Raw genomic sequence first — 19,609 nt, forward strand, 5'->3', positions numbered from 1 at the left:
TTCAAGCTATTACTTAATTTAAATCCTACTTAACACTCTTAAGAAATGCGATTTTAGTGCTGACGTATCTTCTGTAATTTGAACATTCTGAAAATAAAGTAACGTGGGAGGGACTTTTATGAGAAGAGTTTTTTTATCTCATAGTAGTAACGATAAAACGTTTTATATAGAAAATCTTGTAAAAAATCTAACTAAACTGATTGGTTTAGATAATTTAGTTTATGATGCAAAAACATTTGAAGAAGGTCAAGAAACCTCGCAAGAGATTTCTAAGTGGTTGAATTGTACAGAAATTTTCGTGCTTTTTATTTCCGATACTGCATTGGATTCTCCATGGGTAAAACAGGAAATTCTAGAAGCGAAAGATTTATTAGATAAAAATGATTTAAGAAAAATATATCCTATAATAATTGATGAAAAAATAACACATGATGACAAGAGAATTCCTGACTGGATGAGAGATACATACAATATCAGGTACATTTCTCAATCTGCAGTTGCGGCAAGAAAAATACATAATAGACTAATTGAGTTAGTGTGGGAAAAAAACCCGAAAATGAAAGAGAAAAACACATTTTTTGTAGGTAGAAATGATTTAATTGATAATATTGAAGAGAGAATGGATTCATTTGATAAACCTATACCAACCTCATTAATTGCGTCAGGGTTGAATGAAATAGGAAGACGATCATTATTAAGAAAAAGTCTTATTAAATCTAGTATTATTAATGAGAGTTATTTTATGCCTACTATAGTATTAGATGCACATCAAAGTATAGAGGATTTAATATTGCTTTTAAATGACATAGGTTTTGGATCTCAAGATAGTCTAGATAAATCACTCATTATGCTTTCTCAAGATGAAAAAGTTCAAATTGCATTAAAAATGTTACAAGAAATGAAAAATGCAAAAGATATTCTCTTAATTGTAGATGAAGGAGCAATTGTATCAGCAACAAGGACTATAAGTGAATGGTTTATAAACTTGAATAATGAACTGAGTGCTTTAAATAATGGGATGACTTTGTGTGTTATAAGCAAACACAGAACAAAATTCCAAGATTTATCAAAGGCTGAGTCGATTCATGCTATCCATGTACCGGAACTATCTGTTAGTGAGAGAAGTCGTTTATTTACAAGATATATACGACTTTTAGATTTAAGGTTAAGTGAAGACGATATAAAATTTGTTACGACTTTTTTTTCAGGTTTACCAAAAGAAATAATTTATACTGCAGACTATATAAAGTATCATAGTATTACTGAATTAAAAAGGCATACGTCTATAATTACTGATTTTTCAGATGGTAAAGTTTCAAGGTTGGTATCTAAATATGATAAAAATGAAAAAGCATATAACTTGTTGGCGCTGATTGCTACCTTTGATTTTATTAGTTATAGCATGCTTTTTGAAATAATAAAAAACTCTGATGAATATAATTTTCTTATTGAAGAATTTATAACAAACGGAATCTGTGAAAATCTAGGAATAAATGGAGAATACTTGTGTTTAAATTCTGCAATTAAAAACTATGTTAAACGGCAAAGATTTGAAATGGGAAAAGAGTTTAAAGAAGCTTTAAGTAAGCATGTTAGAGATTTTATGAATCAATTTGACGAAGTTAATGATAGGGATGTATCAGATGTATTTTATTCTTTAAGAGAAGCCGTAAGTGAAAATCTTGATGTGGATAGTAGATTCCTAATCCCATCTCATTATTTAAAATCAATGAAAGAATTATATGACAGAAGGGATAGGGACCAAGATGTGGTAGATTTAGCAGATAGAATTTTAGAAAACGAAGAATTTATGGATAAGCATATAGCTAGAGAGATACGTTATTTTTTATGCTCATCTTTGGCAAGATTGAAAGATGGAAGGTTTAAAGACGAAGTTCAAAAAATTAATGGACCGGAACACAGCTTTTTATTTGGCTTTTATTATAGACACGTAGGCAGAGATACAGATGCAATAAATAGCCTGTTAAAAGCACTTGACGAAAGACCTAAATTTGGAAGAGCTAAAAGAGAGTTAGTTCTCGTCTATAATAATAATGAAGAATATGATAAGGCATTGAATTTGGCTAGAGAAAATTATGAATCGAATAGGAGTAATGAATACCATATCCAAGCATATTTTCAATGCTTATCCTATGGTAAAAGTGAAGCTATTAGTTTTGGAGAACGAAAAGAAAAGGCTAAAATATTATTAGAAGATATTAAAAAGATAGATTCTGAAAAAGCAAAAAGTATGTCTTTAGTGATGAACATCCAGTTCCAAGTTTATTTAAATGAAGACTTAAATGCAGCTGAAGCATTAATTGAAGCAAATACTTTTTTATATTCTAAAGATATTTTTGTTCTTCTAGCCACATTTGATGTGTATGAAAAATTGAATAAAAAAGAGAAATTAAGATCTGTCTTAGAAGATATTAAAAACCTTCACGGCAACCCAAGCAGTAAATACCATAGAGACTATTTAAAATGTCTTGCCGTATACACTGCTGTAATTGGTGATATTTCTAAGGCTAGAGTAATAGCTAGAGATATTAATGCATCAGAAACAGCAAAGCGCTTATTAGAAAATAAAATAAATAGGTATGAGTTTACACATGCAACTGAAGTTAATACATACTAATTATATATGGAACTACTATTATACATCCCCCCTTTTTTAAGAAAAATCGAAAGGGGGTTTTTAATGAGAAGAAATAAACTCGATTTTAGTGAGAATAACAATTGACTTTCGTTTAATTAAATTAGAAATTTATTTTCATATGATGCTCCTTTCCATATCGCGTGAAAAGGAGCATCATATGAAAACATTATTGAAAGTGGAGTACCAAGGGCTAGGGTTAAAGATTATTGAGGATACATGCAGGCTGCTTGCGATTACTTATGAGCTGCATACAAATGATAACGGAACGGGGTTCTTGTTTTCAAAAGAGTGACCCCGCTGATGTTTTTCTTTCTCCTATAAAATTTATATAATAGGGAGAAAGAAATGGGGTGAACATCATATGTTTAAAAAAATCATCAAAACGATTAAGTACCTCTCAAGCAGTTCTAGTGACCGATATCGCAGACACCGGCATTACAGCAGCAGCCGGCGCAGACATTATCGCAGCTACAGCAGCAGCCCGGGCAAAAGAAGACACTACGACCGTTATGGCGGCAGTCATCGTTACAAACGCCGGAGCTACAGCAGCAGTTAATCCAAAAAAGTTCTTGTTCCGCTTTTGGGACAAGGGTTTTTTTATGTGACCGATTGAATGGCCCGGTTTAGATCCTCGCGAATGGAAGCGGTGTGCTGATACTCCTCATCAATGCCCAATAATCTTTTCAGCAGCAGGGTTACTTCCTTTGTCAGTGTTAATTCCTCCAGCCAAGTGCCGTTTTTCTTCTTTTTTCCTTTATATTGAGAGTACAGCAGGAATAACAGCGTTTCTCCGAGATCGAAGAAGTCATCCTGTTTTCGTACCTTTATTTCCTCCATTTCTTCAGGAGTCAATTGTTTGGCAAGGCCGAAATCGATGAGGCAGAGCCTGCCGTCATTGATGATGATATTAGGCGTTCTGATGTCGCTGTGGAAGATAAGGCGATCATGCAGGTATTCTATAATCTCAAGCAGCTGCGAAATCAGTTGTAATGCCATAAGCTCTGTGAACGGCTGTTTTCGAAAAAATAATAATTCTTCTATATTCTCTCCCTCAATGAACTGCATGACATAATAAGCCTGTCCGTCTATGATGAACTCATCTATTAAGCCCGGAATTTGCGGGTGGTGAATGCTATTGAGCAGTTTTATTTCCTGTTGGAATCGGACTTTCTCTTTTTCCTTTTTCGCTTTTGTCGGCCGAAGCTGCTTTAAGACATAAGGTGTTTGAGTTAGGATATCGGTGCACAAATAAACCAAACCGTAGCCTCCCATACCGAGGCACTCTTCGATTTTGTATTGATGATTTAAGACAACGCCGTTCTTTAGAGGGCGGTCAAATAGCAGTTTTTTTAGAAGCTTTAATGCCATGTCTGCACTTCCCTTGGTTGTACTGACTATAGTTTACCTTCTAGACTGAGAATAAAAAAGAGCCGGATAACCGGCTCGGTATAAGTTAAAACTGCTTTGTCACGTCGTATTCATAATCTATTTTTGCTTTTACGTTGCTCATCGTCGATCTGGCTGTCGCTAATGTATTATATTTAAAACTCCATACCTTTGCCACACTGAGTTGATCTGACAAAGAGATATCATAAGACCCTGAAGTCGAGCTGTTTACAAGAGCACGGCGCCATTCGTTGTTTTCGTTCGTCATGATCAGGTGGCGTGTATTTCCCTGGCTTGGTGTTTGAGTGGCGGTTGTCTGAACTCTGGTTACAATGGCATCACGCGGTATCCCGGATTGGTTTGTTAAATCAACCTTGATCACGCTGGAATCAGAACCTGAGGGGCTAAGGCTTGTATTTCCTTTATTTTCAGCAACGCCGCTGAATTGGAATGTTCCGCTGCCTGATTTGATTCGGTCTTCAATTGAAAGTGTAAAATACATGTTTCCGGTATAGGTGCCTCGTGACACTTTCACATAAAAGGTATCTGTCGTGTTTTGGGCGTCTGCATTTGCATAAATAAAAGAAGAAAACGTATTAGGGTTAATGACTTCTGTCCCTTGAGAAACAGGTATTCTATTCTTATCATAAATTTCAATTTTCATCCCTGTATACGCGCTCTGGTATGTACTCCTCACGTATACTTTTTCTCCCTTATTAGCCGTAAAAGTGAAATAGGCTTCATCTTGTCCAGCTTCCAGTATTGTTGTATCGATATTTTTATATTTCCAATAACCGATCGGCATTGCGGTATCAAATGAATTGTTTCCTGTGATAGCAGTGACTCCGGCAGCTGATGCCGAATACGTAAAGGTGAATAAGACAGACAGCATAACAGCGAATGGAATAAGCCATTTTTTCACCATGCAAACAACCTCCTTTTATTTCCATCATACATAATAACGATTTAGGTGTAAATAAATGTTTTTTGAGGTTAATATATACATTATCTTTGCCGATAAAAAAGAATAAGAGAGAATACTCGGGAGGGAATTCAATGCGTCTGAATCGGCAATTTATCCGCACTCAGCTGATGGCACAGAACATATTGAGCAAGAATGCGCCTGCCAAACGGGAGAATGCGACTGAAAATCCAGCGGCAGTTCTGGAAAAGGCATACAGCAGGCTTAAGTCACAATCTTCAACTGGGGGAATCAATCAGTTCAATTATTCTAAAACCAGCGTGTCGGGAAACAGCGGGACGTTCAGCAAAGTGTATCAATCAGCGAATGATCGAACAGTGACAGACACAGGGGAAGAAACAGTGATTCAATGCCAAAACCCCTATGAATCTGAGAGTGATATCAGAATCAAAATACTAGATGAAAAATACAGCAGGATGAATGCGATTAACAAAACAAAGTCTGATCCATTAGGCTATATTAAGGATAAGTACCAAAATTCAAAGTCTCCTTATTTCAGAAGTGATCTGTCAGCTGCAGAAAGACAGGCCGCTTACGATAATGAAACAGAATGGCTATTCAAAGGCAAGGCCCAAAACTATAACCTTCAGGATGCTGCGTTTCGGAATGTCACATTTCATGGGGAAGTGGAAGCTGAGAATGAAAAGGTGTATCAGCGGGGACAGGTTAACCAGCAGCTGCAAGTGCTGTTGAATCGAAACCATATTCATATTCCAGAGGGGACAGAGCTGACGTTTACAATCACACCGATTGACTATCAGGTGCGGGTAAGCGGGTCAGACGATCAGGCACTGATTAAGCAGATTGAGCAAGTAATGCAATCTGGGGACAACAGCAAAGAACTATTTTTGCACATCATGAAAAGCCAAAGCAGTGATTCAGCACAATTTTCCGAAGAGGCCTATCAAAAGTATCAGGCTGCTCGTGAGATGTACGAAGTCACAGGTTACCATTTGAAGGATTTAGAAGTGATTGACGGGCGGTATGTCACGCCTGATGGACGTGACTTATTAGACGTCTATAAAGAAGAACTTGAAAAAGATCCAGTGCAGAAACAAACGGCTTCTTATGCTATATCTTACTATCGTTCAGAGCTCAGTAAAATCGCGGAAGCCGGGTATAATGCCATTCCGGATTTCATCCTATCAATTGATTACAGCAATGGATCTCTGAGAGATGTGGGACAAAGCAAGAGCTATGGGACCGGAGATACCGGGTGGCTTGAAGCATTAAAGCGTCAAACGGGTGTGAATTATTAGGTAAGCTGTTCATGTAGAACAGCTTATTTTTTATGAGAATCTAAGGGGTTTATTAATTTCAATATTCAAATAATTTTATTATTTTTATATAAAAGATTTTAAAAGAAGTGAACGATTCAAAACTCTGAACAAAGGTGTTTACCTGAAAAAAACAATTGTATTTTCCAGAGAAATTTATTATGATGAAATAAGTAATTTAGGAGATTATATAACAATTTCAAGTTTGAATTTTCTGATTGTTATCGCTGATTCATGTGAAGGCAAGCAGGTCTGCTGTTTTCTCATTTATGTTAGGAGGAGGAAGAGGAGTGGCAAATAAAGAATTAAAGAGGGGCCTGGGCGCGCGCCATATTCAGATGATCGCCTTGGGCGGTACAATCGGTGTTGGCTTGTTTATGGGTTCTGCCAGCACGATTTCATGGACTGGCCCATCTGTCCTTCTGGCTTATGCAATATGCGGAATTTTTATCTTTTTTATTATGCGTGCGATGGGTGAAATGCTGTATGTCGAGCCGAGCACAGGTTCTTTTGCGACGTTCGGCCATCAATATATTCATCCGATGGCAGGTTATATAACAGCATGGAGCAACTGGTTCCAGTGGATTATCGTCGGCATGTCAGAAATTATCGCTGTCGGTTCTTATATGAAGTATTGGTTCCCGGATTTGCCTGCTTGGATACCTGGTATCGTGGCAATGGTGATTCTTGGTGCGGCGAATTTAATTTCTGTTAAGTCGTTTGGGGAATTTGAGTTTTGGTTTGCGATGATTAAAATCGTGACGATTATCTTGATGATTATTGCGGGAATCGGAATTATTTTCTTCGGTTTTGGAAACGGCGGAGATGCGATCGGTTTGTCGAACTTGTGGTCTCACGGGGGCTTCTTTGCAGGAGGTTTCTCAGGTTTCTTCTTTGCACTGTCTCTTGTCATTGCGGCCTATCAAGGAGTTGAGCTGATCGGAATTACAGCGGGTGAAGCGAAGGACCCGCAAAACACGCTAAGAAATGCGATTCAAAGTATTATCTGGCGTATTTTGATTTTCTACATTGGTGCTATTTTTGTGATCGTGACGGTGTATCCTTGGGATGAGCTCAACTCACTCGGAAGTCCGTTTGTGTCTACGTTCTCGAAAATCGGAATTACGGCAGCGGCCGGCATTATTAACTTTGTCGTGATTACTGCTGCAATGTCCGGCTGTAACAGCGGTATTTTCAGCGCGGGCCGCATGCTGTATACACTGGGTGTCAATGGACAAGCACCGAAATTCTTTAAGAAGATTTCACGCAATGGTGTGCCGCTGTATGGCACAATTGCGGTGCTGATCGGTTTGGCTGTCGGTGTTGTACTGAACTATATAGCGCCGCCGAAGATCTTTGTCTATGTATACAGCGCAAGCGTGCTCCCAGGGATGATTCCTTGGTTTATCATTTTGATCAGCCATATCGGATTCAGAAAAGCGAAGGGTGCTGCATTAGATAAACATCCATTCAAAATGCCGTTTGCTCCTTTTACTAACTATTTGACGATTGCTTTCTTGCTGATGGTTCTGGTTGGCATGTGGTTTAACGATGATACTCGTATCTCTCTGATTGTAGGCGTAATTTTCTTAGCGCTTGTGGTCATTAGTTATTATGTGTTTGGGATTGGCAAACGCACGCAGGCCAATTTGACAAAAAGCGAACAAGCAGCTGAATAACGATAAAAAAGAGACATTCACGGATGTCTCTTTTTTTATTTTTCGCGTATGGATTTTCCCTATTTTAGCAAGCTATAGGGTAAAGATAGCAGAAGGAAAGGTGTTCATGAAATGGATGTTACACTCGGTTATTTGCGCGAATCACTTTCGAATCATCTAGAAAATGAAGTCTGCCAGCGTATTTGCAAGAAGATGCTGGCGAAGCGTTATGCAAATGAAGAGGAATTTGTAAAAGACTTAGATGATAATGAAATGTCTTTTTTGAACCATGTATTAGAAAAAGAAATTAAGTATGCCCAGAATGAACAGGATCAAAAACGGGCCAAGGAATTAAACGAGGTGTATGAATTACTGCTTTGAGAAAGGCGGGTAAGAAATGGGAGCAATTGAACGAAGCGGATATACATTTCAGCCGGAGTTTAGCGTTGTCCGTCAAAACGGAGCCATCCATGTGTACCATCAAGGAGAGTTTGTGGAAGAAATCGAATTTGAATTTAACGGGGAATATCCCGATCATGATTTGATTGAAGAGCTTGTGAATCATTATTGTTTTGAGCATGAGATTTAGAGCCCTGCCGTGCAGGGCTCTTTTATTTAGGATGTGATCAGGCCATACTTTTTCAGGATATCCACGGTGATGTTTTTGGCTTTTGTGCCGGAATCATCGACATTGGTGACAAAGACATAAGAGCCATGCTCTGTTTTGATGAATCCGACAAACCATCCTAATCCCATATCAGTCAGGCGAGTTCCGGTTTTCCCGTAGAGCGTGAAATGATCGCCTTCCTCTTGAATCATCATGCGCTTGACGATTTTCATCACCGGCTTGTCAAATGGAAGCTCCTCTTTAGCCAGTTTCTCCAAAAAAGTTTCTTGTTCCAGCGGAGATATTGTGAGCGAGCTTTGCAGCCAAAACTGGTCGATTCCCCCGCTGATATCCTCGTTGCCGTAAGATAGTGTATGAAGCCATGATTTCATCCTTTCCTCGCCGATATCTCTCGCTAATGCCTGATAATACCAGATTGCGGATTCGCGCATGGCCGAGCCAAGCGTATGGTCGCGGTTCCATGATTCGATTTCACGCTTGACCCCGTCCCATCGTTTAACATCGTATTCATCTCTTACAGCTTTGACCTGCAAACCGATTAAAGCGTTCACGACTTTAAAGGTGGATTGCGGAGTTTGTCTTTGATTTGCCCGTTTTCTGTTATAGACAAATGTCTGCTCCTTTTGTAAATCGTGAAGAATGAAGGTTCCATCCGTATCCTTGAATTCATCATCGACATTCATTCTGCTGACATTCAAGTGTTTTTCATGAGCAGATGACGCTGCGTGGACGGAGAAGCCGCCGATCCCTGCAATACTCAGCACAAGCACAACATATATCCATTTTTTCATTTTGTTCTCCCCTTTGTTTTGATTAACTACCTTTTCTCTCTTTCGTTTGTTCTTCCTTTAAAAAATAATCAAAAAGCGCTTAAATTTGGTTTTGCAAACAAATACTGTCACTGGGTTTATATTCGGAAGATAACGTGAAAATAGAGGGTAAAAAGGAAGGCAGGGTAAGCGGATGAATGAGCAGATTCCACATGACAAAAGTCTCGATAACAGTCTGACACTGCTGAAGGAAGGGTATTTATTTATTAAAAACAGAACAGAGCGCTACAATTCAGATCTGTTTCAGGCCCGTTTGTTGGGAAAAAACTTTATTTGCATGACTGGCGCTGAGGCGGCGAAGGTGTTTTATGATACGGATCGATTCCAGCGGCAGAACGCTTTGCCTAAGCGGGTGCAGAAATCGCTGTTTGGTGTTAATGCGATTCAGGGAATGGATGGCAGCGCGCATATCCATCGGAAGATGCTTTTTCTGTCATTGATGACACCGCCGCATCAAAAACGTTTGGCTGAGTTGATGACAGAGGAGTGGAAAGCAGCAGTCACAAGATGGGAGAAGGCAGATGAGGTTGTGTTATTTGAAGAAGCAAAAGAAATCCTGTGCCGGGTAGCGTGCTATTGGGCAGGTGTTCCGTTGAAGGAAACGGAAGTCAAAGAGAGAGCGGATGACTTCATTGACATGGTCGACGCGTTCGGTGCTGTGGGACCGCGGCATTGGAAGGGAAGAAGAGCAAGGCCACGTGCGGAAGAGTGGATTGAAGTCATGATTGAAGATGCTCGTGCCGGCTTGCTGAAAACAACTCCCGGAACAGCGCTGCATGAAATGGCTTTTCACACACAAGAAGATGGAAGCCAGCTGGATTCCCGCATGGCAGCCATTGAGCTGATTAATGTACTCCGGCCTATTGTCGCCATTTCTTACTTTCTTGTGTTTTCAGCTTTGGCGCTTCATGAGCATCCGAAGTACAAGGAATGGCTGCGGTCTGGAAACAGCCGGGAAAGAGAAATGTTTGTGCAGGAGGTCCGCAGATATTATCCGTTCGGCCCGTTTTTAGGGGCGCTTGTCAAAAAAGATTTTGTATGGAATAACTGTGAGTTTAAGAAGGGCACATCGGTGCTGCTTGATGTATATGGAACGAACCACGACCCTCGTCTATGGGATCATCCCGATGAATTCCGGCCGGAACGATTTGCGGAGCGGGAAGAAAATCCGTTTGATATGATTCCTCAAGGCGGGGGACACGCCGAAAAAGGCCACCGCTGTCCAGGGGAAGGCATTACAATTGAAGTCATGAAAGCGAGCCTGGATTTCCTCGTCCATCAGATTGAATACGATGTTCCGGAACAATCACTGCATTACAGTATCGCCAGAATGCCGTCATTGCCTGAAAGCGGCTTCGTAATGAGCGGAATCAGACGAAAAAGGTAAATCAAAAAGCTCTCTTCCTTTATCGAAGAGAGCTTTTTGATTACTTCTTTTTTTCATCGTAGTATTGGACGGGATACATGGAGCCTTCTGATACCATTTTGTTATCCTCGATATCTTGCGGGTCCGGGTGGCCGGCTTTATCAACTGGGAACGTTTCCATATCGGGCTGTTTTGTTATTTTCATCTTCATGCTGTGAATGAATTCTCTTGCCTTTTGGCGATTTGACGGGTCTTTTAATAGATAAGAAGTGATGCCGACAGTTGAAACAGCGAGACCTGAAAGTAACAGCTTTTGTTTCATGGTGATACTCCTTTCTATTTTAAGAATAGTGTTTCCTGTATCATTCCCGTTTTGGAAATTGCTAAACCTGTGTTTTTATCATCGGAATTAACATTAAATTCCATTTAAGAAGAAACTAGTGACTTCATTCCTGTATTGGAAGGTAATATACATTGACTTATTATAGATTTCAGTCAAAATTCGATAAATATTGACAAAGTAAAGTAATCAGAATAATAATATAATTAGCAAGAGAATGTCATCATACATGAAAGGTGTTTACGATATGAATCAATTGCATCGAAGAATGGGAACGTTTTCCCTCATGATGGTCGGGCTCGGGTCGATGATCGGTTCAGGCTGGCTGTTCGGGGCTTGGCGTGCGGCTCAAATAGCAGGACCAGCTGCTATTATTTCATGGGTTATTGGAATGGTCGTCATTTTATTTATTGCTCTTTCTTATAGTGAACTAGGTTCTATGTTCCCTGAAGCGGGGGGAATGGTCAAATACACGCAATATTCACACGGTTCGTTTATCGGTTTTATTGCGGGCTGGGCCAACTGGATTGCGATTGTGTCCGTCATTCCGGTTGAAGCGGTGGCCTCCGTTCAATATATGAGTTCTTGGCCTTGGGAATGGGCGAAATGGACAAGCGGTTTGGTGAAGAATGGAACGCTGACTGGGGAAGGACTAGCATTTGCCTCTGTATTGCTTCTCATTTATTTTCTGCTGAACTACTGGACAGTCAATCTATTTTCGAAAGCGAATTCATTAATTACGATTTTTAAAATTATTATTCCGGGTCTTACGATTGGAGCTTTGCTGTTTGTCGGATTCCACGGAGAAAACTTTACTGGCGGTCAAAGCATTGCGCCGAATGGCTGGGCAAGTGTGCTGACGGCGGTTGCCACTTCCGGTATCGTTTTTGCGTTTAACGGTTTCCAAAGCCCGATTAATATGGCGGGTGAAGCAAAAAATCCGGGGAAATCAATTCCGATTGCGGTTGTTGGCTCTCTTTTCGTTGCGACAGTGATTTATGTCCTGCTGCAGATCGCCTTCATTGGAGCTGTGAATCCTTCTGATATTGCTCACGGCTGGAGCCATCTGAATTTTAATTCTCCTTTTGCTGATCTGGCGATTGCGCTGAATATTAACTGGCTAGTTATTGTGTTATATGCAGATGCATTTGTATCACCGTCTGGAACGGGGATTACGTATACGGCGACAACGTCCCGAATGATTTACGGAATGGAAAAAAACAAATACATGCCGAGTATATTCGGGAAGCTTCATCCGATTTACGGCGTTCCGCGACAAGCAATGTTCTTTAACTTGATTGTGTCGTTCATCTTTTTGTTCCTGTTCAGAGGGTGGGGTGTATTAGCGGAAATTATTTCCGTTGCTACGTTAATTTCTTATATCACCGGCCCGATCACAGTCATGACATTGAGACGGACGGGGAAAGACCTGTACAGGCCTCTTCGTTTAAAAGGCTTGAACGTGATTGCCCCGCTTGGATTTATCTTTGCGTCACTGGTGCTGTATTGGGCGCGCTGGCCGTTAACAGGACAGGTTCTGTTTATTATCCTGATCGGTCTTCCGATTTATTTTTATTATCAGGCGAAGGCGAAATGGAAAGGGTTTGGCCGAAACTTCAAAGCCGGCGTCTGGATGGTGTTTTATCTGCTGGCCATGATGGTCATTTCTTATTTGGGTAGTGATAAATTCGGCGGCCTGAATGTCATTCATTATGGCTGGGATATGGTTCTGATTGCGATGGTATCACTTGTATTCTATGTATGGGCGCTGAAGAGCGGCTACCAGACAGAATACTTAAAGGATGCGAAAGAGATAAATTCTCAGCTGCTTAATGGACAGTCAGAAGCTGCTGCCGGAAAAGAATAAAATATGAAGAAAACCTTGCGATAGTTGTCGCAAGGTTTTTTGCTTTTAATAACCCTTTTTTACTTTGTAGAAAAGATCAGGATAGTTGGTGAACACTCCTGTTACGCCCCAATCAAGCAGGCGATGCATATCTGCTTCATTATTGACTGTGTAAGGGTGAAGCAGGAGGCCGTGGCTGCGGATCATACGGACGTTTTCTTGATTTAAAGTTTTATAATCCGGGCCCGCACCGACAGCGTATGTTTTGATTTCTTCCAGGGCAGCATCTGTCATTGACGCCATTTGTTTGGCTTCCAGCAATTGAACGGTCGACAGGTTTGGCTGTAATTGATGGACTTTTATCAGGCTTTCTTTGCTGAACGATTGAATGATCACCTGGCCTGGCTTAGAATGTTTCCCCAGTAATTTATGTTTCTGCAAAGAAGCGATCAGTTTTTCTTCCATACCTGGGTAGGTGTCAGGCGATTTTGTTTCAATGTAGTAGTTCGCGTGCTTTCCGAAACGGTCTAATACCTCTTCTAATGTAGGAACTTTAAGGCCGACGTACTGCGGCTTTGCTTTTTCCGGATAGGCTTCATTAAACCAAGAACCGGCGTCAAGCTTCTTAATGTCTGCGAGCGTATGGTCTTTCACCCAGCCCGTTCCGTTTGTGGTACGGTCCAGTTTTTCGTCATGCATGACAATCAATTTCCCGTCTTTTGTCATTTGCAGATCCAATTCAATATAATCAGCTTTCATTTTCTGAGCGGTTTCGTAAGACAGAATCGTGTGCTCAGGCACATATCCAGAAGCCCCTCTGTGCGCGACGGTCAGGATACGGTCAGGTGACAGCAGGTTTCCTTTTGACGCTGCCGACACTGGCGTTACCATAAATGAGAGTAAGCCCAGCGACAGAACAAACAAGGCCAGTATTCTATTTTTTCTCATGATTTCTCCTCCTTATAGATAAGCACTACCTGTCTTTCATATTAAAAAACGGATGTAAACGGCGTGTTGGAAAACTATTAATCTTTTATGTGTCTTTCTTAAACATGCTCTGCCCGTTTTCCTGTATTCCACGTCAAAGCCAAGAAGACGATGGCAAGAATGCAGGAAGAGATCAGCATGATAAAGCCGCCGTTCCAATTAAAGCGGTCAACGACAAAGCCCATAATGGCGTTTGCGAAGGCGGATCCACCGATGTATCCGAAAAATCCGGTCAAACCGGCTGCAGTTCCGGCTGCTTTTTTCGGTGCTAGATCAATTGCTTGAAGGCCGATCAGCATAACAGGTCCGTAGATTAAGAAGCCAATGCTGATCAGGGCGATATTGTCCACGAGCGGATTGCCGGCCGGATTCAGCCAGTACACCAATACGGCAATGAAAACACCCGCCATAAACAAAACGCCTGCCGGTGCCCGGCGGCTTTTGAAGAATCGGTCACTGATCCAGCCGCACAAGATCGTTCCCGGTATGCCTGCGTATTCGTAAAGAAAATACGACCAGCGTGAGTCTTCAGGAGAAAAGCCTTTGGCTTCTGTTAAGTAAGTAGGCGCCCAGTCAACCACGCCGTATCGCACGAAATAAACAAATACATTGGCAAAAGCGATGTACCAAAGAAATTTGTTGTTCAGCACATATTGAAAAAGAATTTCTTTTGTTGTTAATTCTTTTTCCTGATTTTTAAAAGCGTGTTTTGGATAGTCATTCCGATACTCTTCAATTGGCGGGAGTCCGCAGGATTGAGGCGTATCACGAACCAATAAAACAATTAAAAATGAAATGATAATGGCGATGATGGCAGGGAAGAAAAACACGCTTTTCCAAGTGACGAACATCGCGATCCCAAGAGTGACAAGCGGAGCAAGAATACCGCCGCCTATGTTATGGGCGACATTCCAGATCGACATTTTTGTGCCGCGTTCACTTATAGAGAACCAATGGGCCATCGTCCTGCCGCATGGCGGCCAGCCCATTCCTTGAAACCATCCGTTGATAAACATAAAAATAAACATGATGGTGACGCTCGAAGTCACCCAAGGCATTGAAACGAATAGAATATTAACGATTGCTGATAAAAATAGGCCTGTCGCCAGAAAATATCTCGGATTACAGCGGTCAGACACCATTCCCATGATGAATTTGCTGAAGCCGTACGCAATGGACACAGCGGCCAGCACCAAACCCAGTTCTGTTTTCGAAAATCCCTGTTCCTGCAGATAAGGAATGGCAAAGGCAAAGTTTTTCCGCAGCAGGTAGTAGCCTGCGTAGCCAATGAAAATACCAATGAATACTTGCAGCCTGAGCCGTTTGTATGCCGCATCCATCTTTGAATCATCCAGTCTCTCAATGTGAGGAGCCGGTTTAAATATATTAAGCATTAACAATTATCCCCCTTTGCTGTTTGTGCTGGATGTGTGGCGTGCCTCCTTTCCCGAAAAACAAAAAGAGCCAGAAAACACCCCTTGTCAAAAGGGGTTGGATTCCTGGCTCTCCTCATCTCCATCCAAGCTATTAACTTATCGTGATAGCGCTTTCTTAAATTATCATAGTCCGGAGCGAATGTAAACGGGTAATTTTCAAATTGGGCCTTAGGGAAGTAAATATTATCCTTTTACTAAATGAAGTTATGTTTTTTACTAGTAACATAAAAATCTGGAGGGAGGCTGTTTAAAGGTGGATGAATTAGATATCGCATTCTTTATTTTACCGTTAGGAATTATGCTGCTATCGATTGTCGGGACCTGTATTTGTAAAAATCCGTATCTGATGCCAATGCTTAGTTTGGTGATTTCTCTTGTGCTCACCTTTACCATTTTTAATGAATCATTTTTGGGATGGGCTGTTGTCTATAGCTTGGTTTCTCTGGCTTTATCCTATATCACATTGATTGTGGTAAGGAAAAGGAAGGAATCAGGAAATTAAAAAGACCTCACTTTCTAACATATCGTTGACTAAGGCAACTATATGTGATTATAATTGGCTTAGTCAACAATATTAGAAAGTGGGGATTGATTTGAAAACAAGAGAATCATCTGTCGGATTAAAATTCAGAAAGTTCAATCGATTTTATACAAACGTCCTTGGTTTCCTTAATGAGCACATTTACGACAGCCCGTTTTCCTTAACAGAAACACGGATTTTATTTGAGATTTATAATACGCATAATTGTACGGCAAAAGCTCTTCAGGATAAGCTGGGGCTTGACCGGGGATATGTCAGCAGGATTGTGAAGCAGTTTGAAAAAGAAGATTTGATCTATAAACAGAGGAGCAAAGATGACGCCCGCCACCATTATATTTTTGTCACAGAAACAGGAAAAACGATTTATAAAAAGCTGGAGGAGAAAGCCAACGAACAAGTAGAACTGATGCTGAATGAAATCAACCAAAAGGAGCAGCACAAGCTTGCCGAGGCGATGGCAGAGATTGAAGCGATCCTTTCACAGTCGCTTTCTGCCAGATCATCAGAGATATCGATTAGAGATTATTTTCTCTCGGAGGATCTTCAACTCCTTATTGAGAAACAAAGACAATTTTACGCGGAGGCTCACGGTTGGGATGAAACGTTTTTAGCTTATCTTCAGGAGACATTTGACGCTGAAATCGAAAAAATATGGATTGCGGAAAGCGGCGGGAAATTTGCCGGCTCTGTCGGGTTGGTCAAGCATGATGAAAAGACAGTTCAGCTCAGATGGTTTCTGGTTGATTCGGATTTTCGGGGCAGGGGGCTCGGCACGCAATTGCTGGAGCATCTGGTTGCATACTGCCAAGACATGAAGTTTGACCGCATTTTCCTTTGGACGGTGAGTACCATGGCTGAGGCTCGTCCGCTCTATAAAAAATTTGGATTCAGGATAAGTGAAGTAAAACAAGAAGCGCCATTATGGGGACAGCAGCTGACAGAAGAACGGTGGGATTTGGAGCTGTCATGAAAAGACTGCATTATGCGTGGATCATCGTCTCCGTCACCTTTTTGATCTTATTGGCGGTTCAGGGGGTGCGGCTGTCGTTTGGTGCGTTTGTGGAGCCGTGGGAACGGCAGTTTTCAATCGATAGAAGCACCATCTCGCTGATTTCGACGGTGAGTTTTATTGTTTATGGCATATCACAGCCTGTGATCGGTCGGCTTGTGGACAAATGGGGTGCCCGGGCTGTTTTGGCATGGAGTGCGTTACTGACAGGAGTCAGCATTTTCTTAACATACCTTGTGACTTCGCCTTGGCAGCTGTTTTTGCTTTATGGGCTGGGTGTCTCGCTTGGAGTGGGAGGAGCGTCGAATGTGGCGGCAAGTGTATTGGTCGTCAATTGGTTCAGCAAAAAGCGGGGACTAGCCTTTGGGATCATGGAAGCAGGCTTTGGCGCGGGGCAAATGCTTCTCGTTCCCGGCTCACTCATGTTGATCCATTGGTTTAGCTGGAAGCTGACGGTTGTGGTGTTGGGACTGCTGTTAATCGTGATTGTCTTTCCGGCTGCGCTGCTGATGCTTCGGAACAATCCTTCAGAAAAGAATACAGAGCCGATAGGCGGACTGGCTGCATCAGAAAAAGAAACAGCACCCAAAACAACAGCTCTTTCAGTGGCCGGGATGTTTCGTATGAGGCAATTCTGGTTCTTGATTTTTCCGTTTTTGATCTGTGGATTTACGACCGTGGGGCTGATGGATACCCATTTGATTCCGTTTTCTCATGATCATGGCTTTTCAACGACAGTCACGAGTGCTGCTGTCAGTCTGCTGGCAGGCTTTAATATTGCTGGCATCTTGCTGTCCGGAATTGTAGCGGACCGGTGGAGCAGCCGGAAAATCCTGTGCTTTTTATATGCGGTGCGGGCGCTGTCGATCGTGATTCTTATTTACAGCCACGAGCCCTACTTGCTTTTAACCTTTGCGATTCTGTTTGGATTAGTGGATTTTGCAACGGTAGCACCGACTCAAATGCTCGCCACCCAGTACTTTCAAAACTACTCGATCGGCCTCATGATTGGCTGGCTGTCACTCGCCCATCAGATCGGATCGGCACTAGGTGCGTATGTGCCCGGCGTCATCTATACGGTAACGGGTGAGTATACACTGGCTTTTTATTTGTCGATTGGAATGCTCGTGCTTGCGAGCGTAATGAATGTGATGCTGAGGGAGCCTGCGGCGGTCACGCGTGACAGTGCGTCTGTGGTAGACAAGTGATGAGGACAAAGGGAAAGCATCTCTGATTTGGGATTATTCAGAGATGCTTTTTTTGTATTTTTGTTCTAATACGAAGTCGATCATACCGACTATGCGGGCGTTTTCGGATTTTTGTTTGAAGCGTTCAGAAATTTGAACTTTTCTTGAAAATGGGGAAACAATAAAAACCCAAAAAAGGCCGATCAAGGCAAAAAACATTTGTACAGCTAATTCTATTAATTCATTAAAACGAGTGCTGAAAAAATAGAAGTATAACGTTATTAATGTCACAGTACATACGATTTTGGCAAGTGTGTTTGAATGTAAGCAGTGGTTCACTAAAGAATACCTTTAATTGATTCAGCATGATTGAATCATATTTGTTTAGGAAAATAAGAAGTTCTTTATCATCTTTTTTATGTTCTAAAATAAAGTTGCTGTTTCTGTTTCTTTATATGTATGGTGGTCTACATTCAATATATAAATCTCTTAAAGTATAAAAATTGAGTATTTCTTAGTAAGGATGAAACAAAATTACATGATTTTTTTGTTATATCTTTCAGTTAGAATAAAATCTATAACTCCTCTCATTCGCAAATATTCGGCTCTCTGTGCAAAGTGCAGAACAGTATGTAATTGTCCTTTTCTAGATATATTTAAAAGCTTTATCAAATCAATAAGGATTTTCAAGAAAATAATTAATAATAGAAAGATAAAAATGTGTGGTATGTCAATGTAATTGATTTGTCCTGAAAATAAAGAAGTTGCATAGACAACAATAATACTTCCGCAAAACATCAAACTCATATAATGTGGAAGGGAAAATGGACGAGTTGAAAAATATGCTTTTAATTGGCTTAGCATAGCATTATCTCTTGTATCTAAGTAGCCCAAAAGCTCTTTATCATTTTTACTAATTGTAAGAACATGATTCAATACAGCACTAAAATTCATTGAATCTTCATTATCAGAGGCAGTATGTTTATTAGCCTGTATGTTTTGTTGATCCATTTTATATTTTTTATAAAGTATTGCATTAATTAACTTGTTTTTCTCATAGAATTCAGATCGTTGATTAAGGGATGCTTTTCCTTTGTTTTTATTTCCTTTTTTTAAGATTTTAGTATAAGTCATAAAAATACAAATGACTGTAAAAATAGAAAACACTGCAGGTGAAATATCTGAAAGAATAGTATTGGTGAAGACTTCTTTTGCTTGGATGAAAAGGAAAGAAGCTAAAGTCATAGATATAAACATGCATAAAACTGCTACTTTCACAAGAAACTGAAGCGGAAGAGAAGGTTCCGAATAATAGTGCTTCAACTGGTTGAGTGTCAGAGAATCTAGGCGAAAAAGATAATCTATTATCTCCTGCTGATTTTGCATCTGATTGATATCATGAGCGATGTTTTTTGTTTTTTCAAAAACTATTTGATCATTTTTCATTTTTGATAAACCTCCAAAAGACGATAGATAA

General features: G+C 40.7%; 17 protein-coding genes and 2 pseudogenes. 12 read left to right on the forward strand and 7 right to left on the reverse strand.

All coding sequences use genetic code 11. The annotated features are described in order from the left end of the window. The first annotated feature begins 118 nt into the window (after window positions 1-118). The 3 genes and pseudogenes from MKX71_RS01210 (at window position 119) to MKX71_RS01220 (ending at window position 3,272) form a co-directional block, all read left to right on the forward strand. Window positions 119-2,638 (forward strand): TIR domain-containing protein, encoded by a 2,520-nt coding sequence (locus MKX71_RS01210; RefSeq protein ID WP_339231640.1) that lies wholly within the window; start codon window positions 119-121, stop codon window positions 2,636-2,638. Window positions 2,639-2,843: 205 nt separating this feature from the next. Beyond that, a pseudogene (locus MKX71_RS01215) lies at window positions 2,844-2,951 on the forward strand (two-component sensor histidine kinase); the annotation flags it as partial. 58 nt (window positions 2,952-3,009) lie between these two features. Then, window positions 3,010-3,272: pseudogene (locus MKX71_RS01220) on the forward strand (hypothetical protein). On the opposite strand, the gene MKX71_RS01225 reads toward MKX71_RS01220, so the two are convergent. Beyond that, complete coding sequence (locus MKX71_RS01225; RefSeq protein WP_339231641.1) at window positions 3,257-4,027, reverse strand: protein kinase; 771 nt, start codon at window positions 4,025-4,027, stop codon at window positions 3,257-3,259. The pseudogene MKX71_RS01220 and the gene MKX71_RS01225 overlap by 16 nt on opposite strands. 85 nt (window positions 4,028-4,112) lie before the next feature. Further along, window positions 4,113-4,970, reverse strand: a complete 858-nt coding sequence (locus tag MKX71_RS01230; RefSeq protein WP_029726941.1) for a hypothetical protein — start codon at window positions 4,968-4,970, stop codon at window positions 4,113-4,115. A 131-nt stretch (window positions 4,971-5,101) separates the two neighbouring features. On the opposite strand from MKX71_RS01230, the gene MKX71_RS01235 reads away from it, so the two are divergent. The 4 genes from MKX71_RS01235 (at window position 5,102) to MKX71_RS01250 (ending at window position 8,551) form a co-directional block, all read left to right on the forward strand. Next, complete coding sequence (locus MKX71_RS01235; protein WP_282627578.1) at window positions 5,102-6,286, forward strand: DUF4885 domain-containing protein; 1,185 nt, start codon at window positions 5,102-5,104, stop codon at window positions 6,284-6,286. A gap of 308 nt (window positions 6,287-6,594) precedes the next feature. After that, the gene (locus MKX71_RS01240) at window positions 6,595-7,983 is read left to right on the forward strand and encodes an amino acid permease (protein ID WP_015252942.1); all 1,389 of its coding nucleotides are present in this window, start codon (window positions 6,595-6,597) and stop codon (window positions 7,981-7,983) included. Between the two features lie 111 nt (window positions 7,984-8,094). Then, window positions 8,095-8,343, forward strand: a complete 249-nt coding sequence (gene csgA / locus MKX71_RS01245) for a sigma-G-dependent sporulation-specific acid-soluble spore protein CsgA (protein ID WP_003234887.1) — start codon at window positions 8,095-8,097, stop codon at window positions 8,341-8,343. Between the two features lie 16 nt (window positions 8,344-8,359). Then, complete coding sequence (locus MKX71_RS01250) at window positions 8,360-8,551, forward strand: DUF5370 family protein (RefSeq protein WP_003234886.1); 192 nt, start codon at window positions 8,360-8,362, stop codon at window positions 8,549-8,551. Between the two features lie 26 nt (window positions 8,552-8,577). Here MKX71_RS01250 and blaOXA read toward each other — a convergent pair whose 3' ends face one another. Beyond that, window positions 8,578-9,381, reverse strand: a complete 804-nt coding sequence (gene blaOXA / locus MKX71_RS01255) for a class D beta-lactamase (RefSeq protein ID WP_339231642.1) — start codon at window positions 9,379-9,381, stop codon at window positions 8,578-8,580. Between the two features lie 172 nt (window positions 9,382-9,553). On the opposite strand from blaOXA, the gene cypC reads away from it, so the two are divergent. Next, window positions 9,554-10,807 (forward strand): fatty-acid peroxygenase, encoded by a 1,254-nt coding sequence (gene cypC / locus MKX71_RS01260; protein WP_339231643.1) that lies wholly within the window; start codon window positions 9,554-9,556, stop codon window positions 10,805-10,807. 40 nt (window positions 10,808-10,847) lie between these two features. Here cypC and MKX71_RS01265 read toward each other — a convergent pair whose 3' ends face one another. Beyond that, window positions 10,848-11,108 carry a hypothetical protein gene (locus tag MKX71_RS01265; protein ID WP_003234883.1) on the reverse strand — a complete coding sequence of 87 codons (261 nt, stop codon included), beginning with the start codon at window positions 11,106-11,108 and terminating at the stop codon, window positions 10,848-10,850. A gap of 265 nt (window positions 11,109-11,373) precedes the next feature. Between MKX71_RS01265 and MKX71_RS01270 the strand changes: the two genes are divergently transcribed. Next, entirely contained in the window at window positions 11,374-12,993 is a 1,620-nt protein-coding gene (locus MKX71_RS01270) for an APC family permease (RefSeq protein ID WP_003246447.1), read from the forward strand. 45 nt (window positions 12,994-13,038) lie between these two features. Here the strand turns inward: MKX71_RS01270 and MKX71_RS01275 are convergent, their stop codons facing one another. Together MKX71_RS01275 and glpT are read right to left on the reverse strand one after the other, a co-directional pair. Then, window positions 13,039-13,920, reverse strand: a complete 882-nt coding sequence (locus MKX71_RS01275) for a glycerophosphodiester phosphodiesterase (RefSeq protein WP_339231644.1) — start codon at window positions 13,918-13,920, stop codon at window positions 13,039-13,041. Between the two features lie 98 nt (window positions 13,921-14,018). After that, window positions 14,019-15,353, reverse strand: coding sequence for a glycerol-3-phosphate transporter (glpT, locus tag MKX71_RS01280; protein WP_003246460.1), 1,335 nt, complete (start codon window positions 15,351-15,353; stop codon window positions 14,019-14,021). 295 nt (window positions 15,354-15,648) lie between these two features. Between glpT and MKX71_RS01285 the strand changes: the two genes are divergently transcribed. The 3 genes from MKX71_RS01285 to MKX71_RS01295 all read left to right on the forward strand — a co-directional run bounded on the left by MKX71_RS01285 (window position 15,649) and on the right by MKX71_RS01295 (window position 18,153). Next, entirely contained in the window at window positions 15,649-15,897 is a 249-nt protein-coding gene (locus MKX71_RS01285; protein WP_015715167.1) for a YbeF family protein, read from the forward strand. Between the two features lie 91 nt (window positions 15,898-15,988). Then, complete coding sequence (locus tag MKX71_RS01290) at window positions 15,989-16,906, forward strand: helix-turn-helix domain-containing GNAT family N-acetyltransferase (protein ID WP_339231645.1); 918 nt, start codon at window positions 15,989-15,991, stop codon at window positions 16,904-16,906. Continuing rightward, window positions 16,903-18,153 (forward strand): MFS transporter, encoded by a 1,251-nt coding sequence (locus MKX71_RS01295; protein WP_029726948.1) that lies wholly within the window; start codon window positions 16,903-16,905, stop codon window positions 18,151-18,153. The genes MKX71_RS01290 and MKX71_RS01295 overlap by 4 nt, the downstream gene beginning before the upstream one ends. A gap of 513 nt (window positions 18,154-18,666) precedes the next feature. On the opposite strand, the gene MKX71_RS01300 is transcribed toward MKX71_RS01295, so the two are convergent. After that, on the reverse strand, window positions 18,667-19,578 hold the full coding sequence (locus MKX71_RS01300) for a hypothetical protein (protein ID WP_167559191.1): 912 nt from the start codon (window positions 19,576-19,578) through the stop codon (window positions 18,667-18,669). Window positions 19,579-19,609 lie beyond the last annotated feature (31 nt).

The organism is Bacillus sp. FSL M8-0071 (genome assembly GCF_037975455.1).
GTDB classification, from domain to species: domain Bacteria; phylum Bacillota; class Bacilli; order Bacillales; family Bacillaceae; genus Bacillus; species Bacillus subtilis.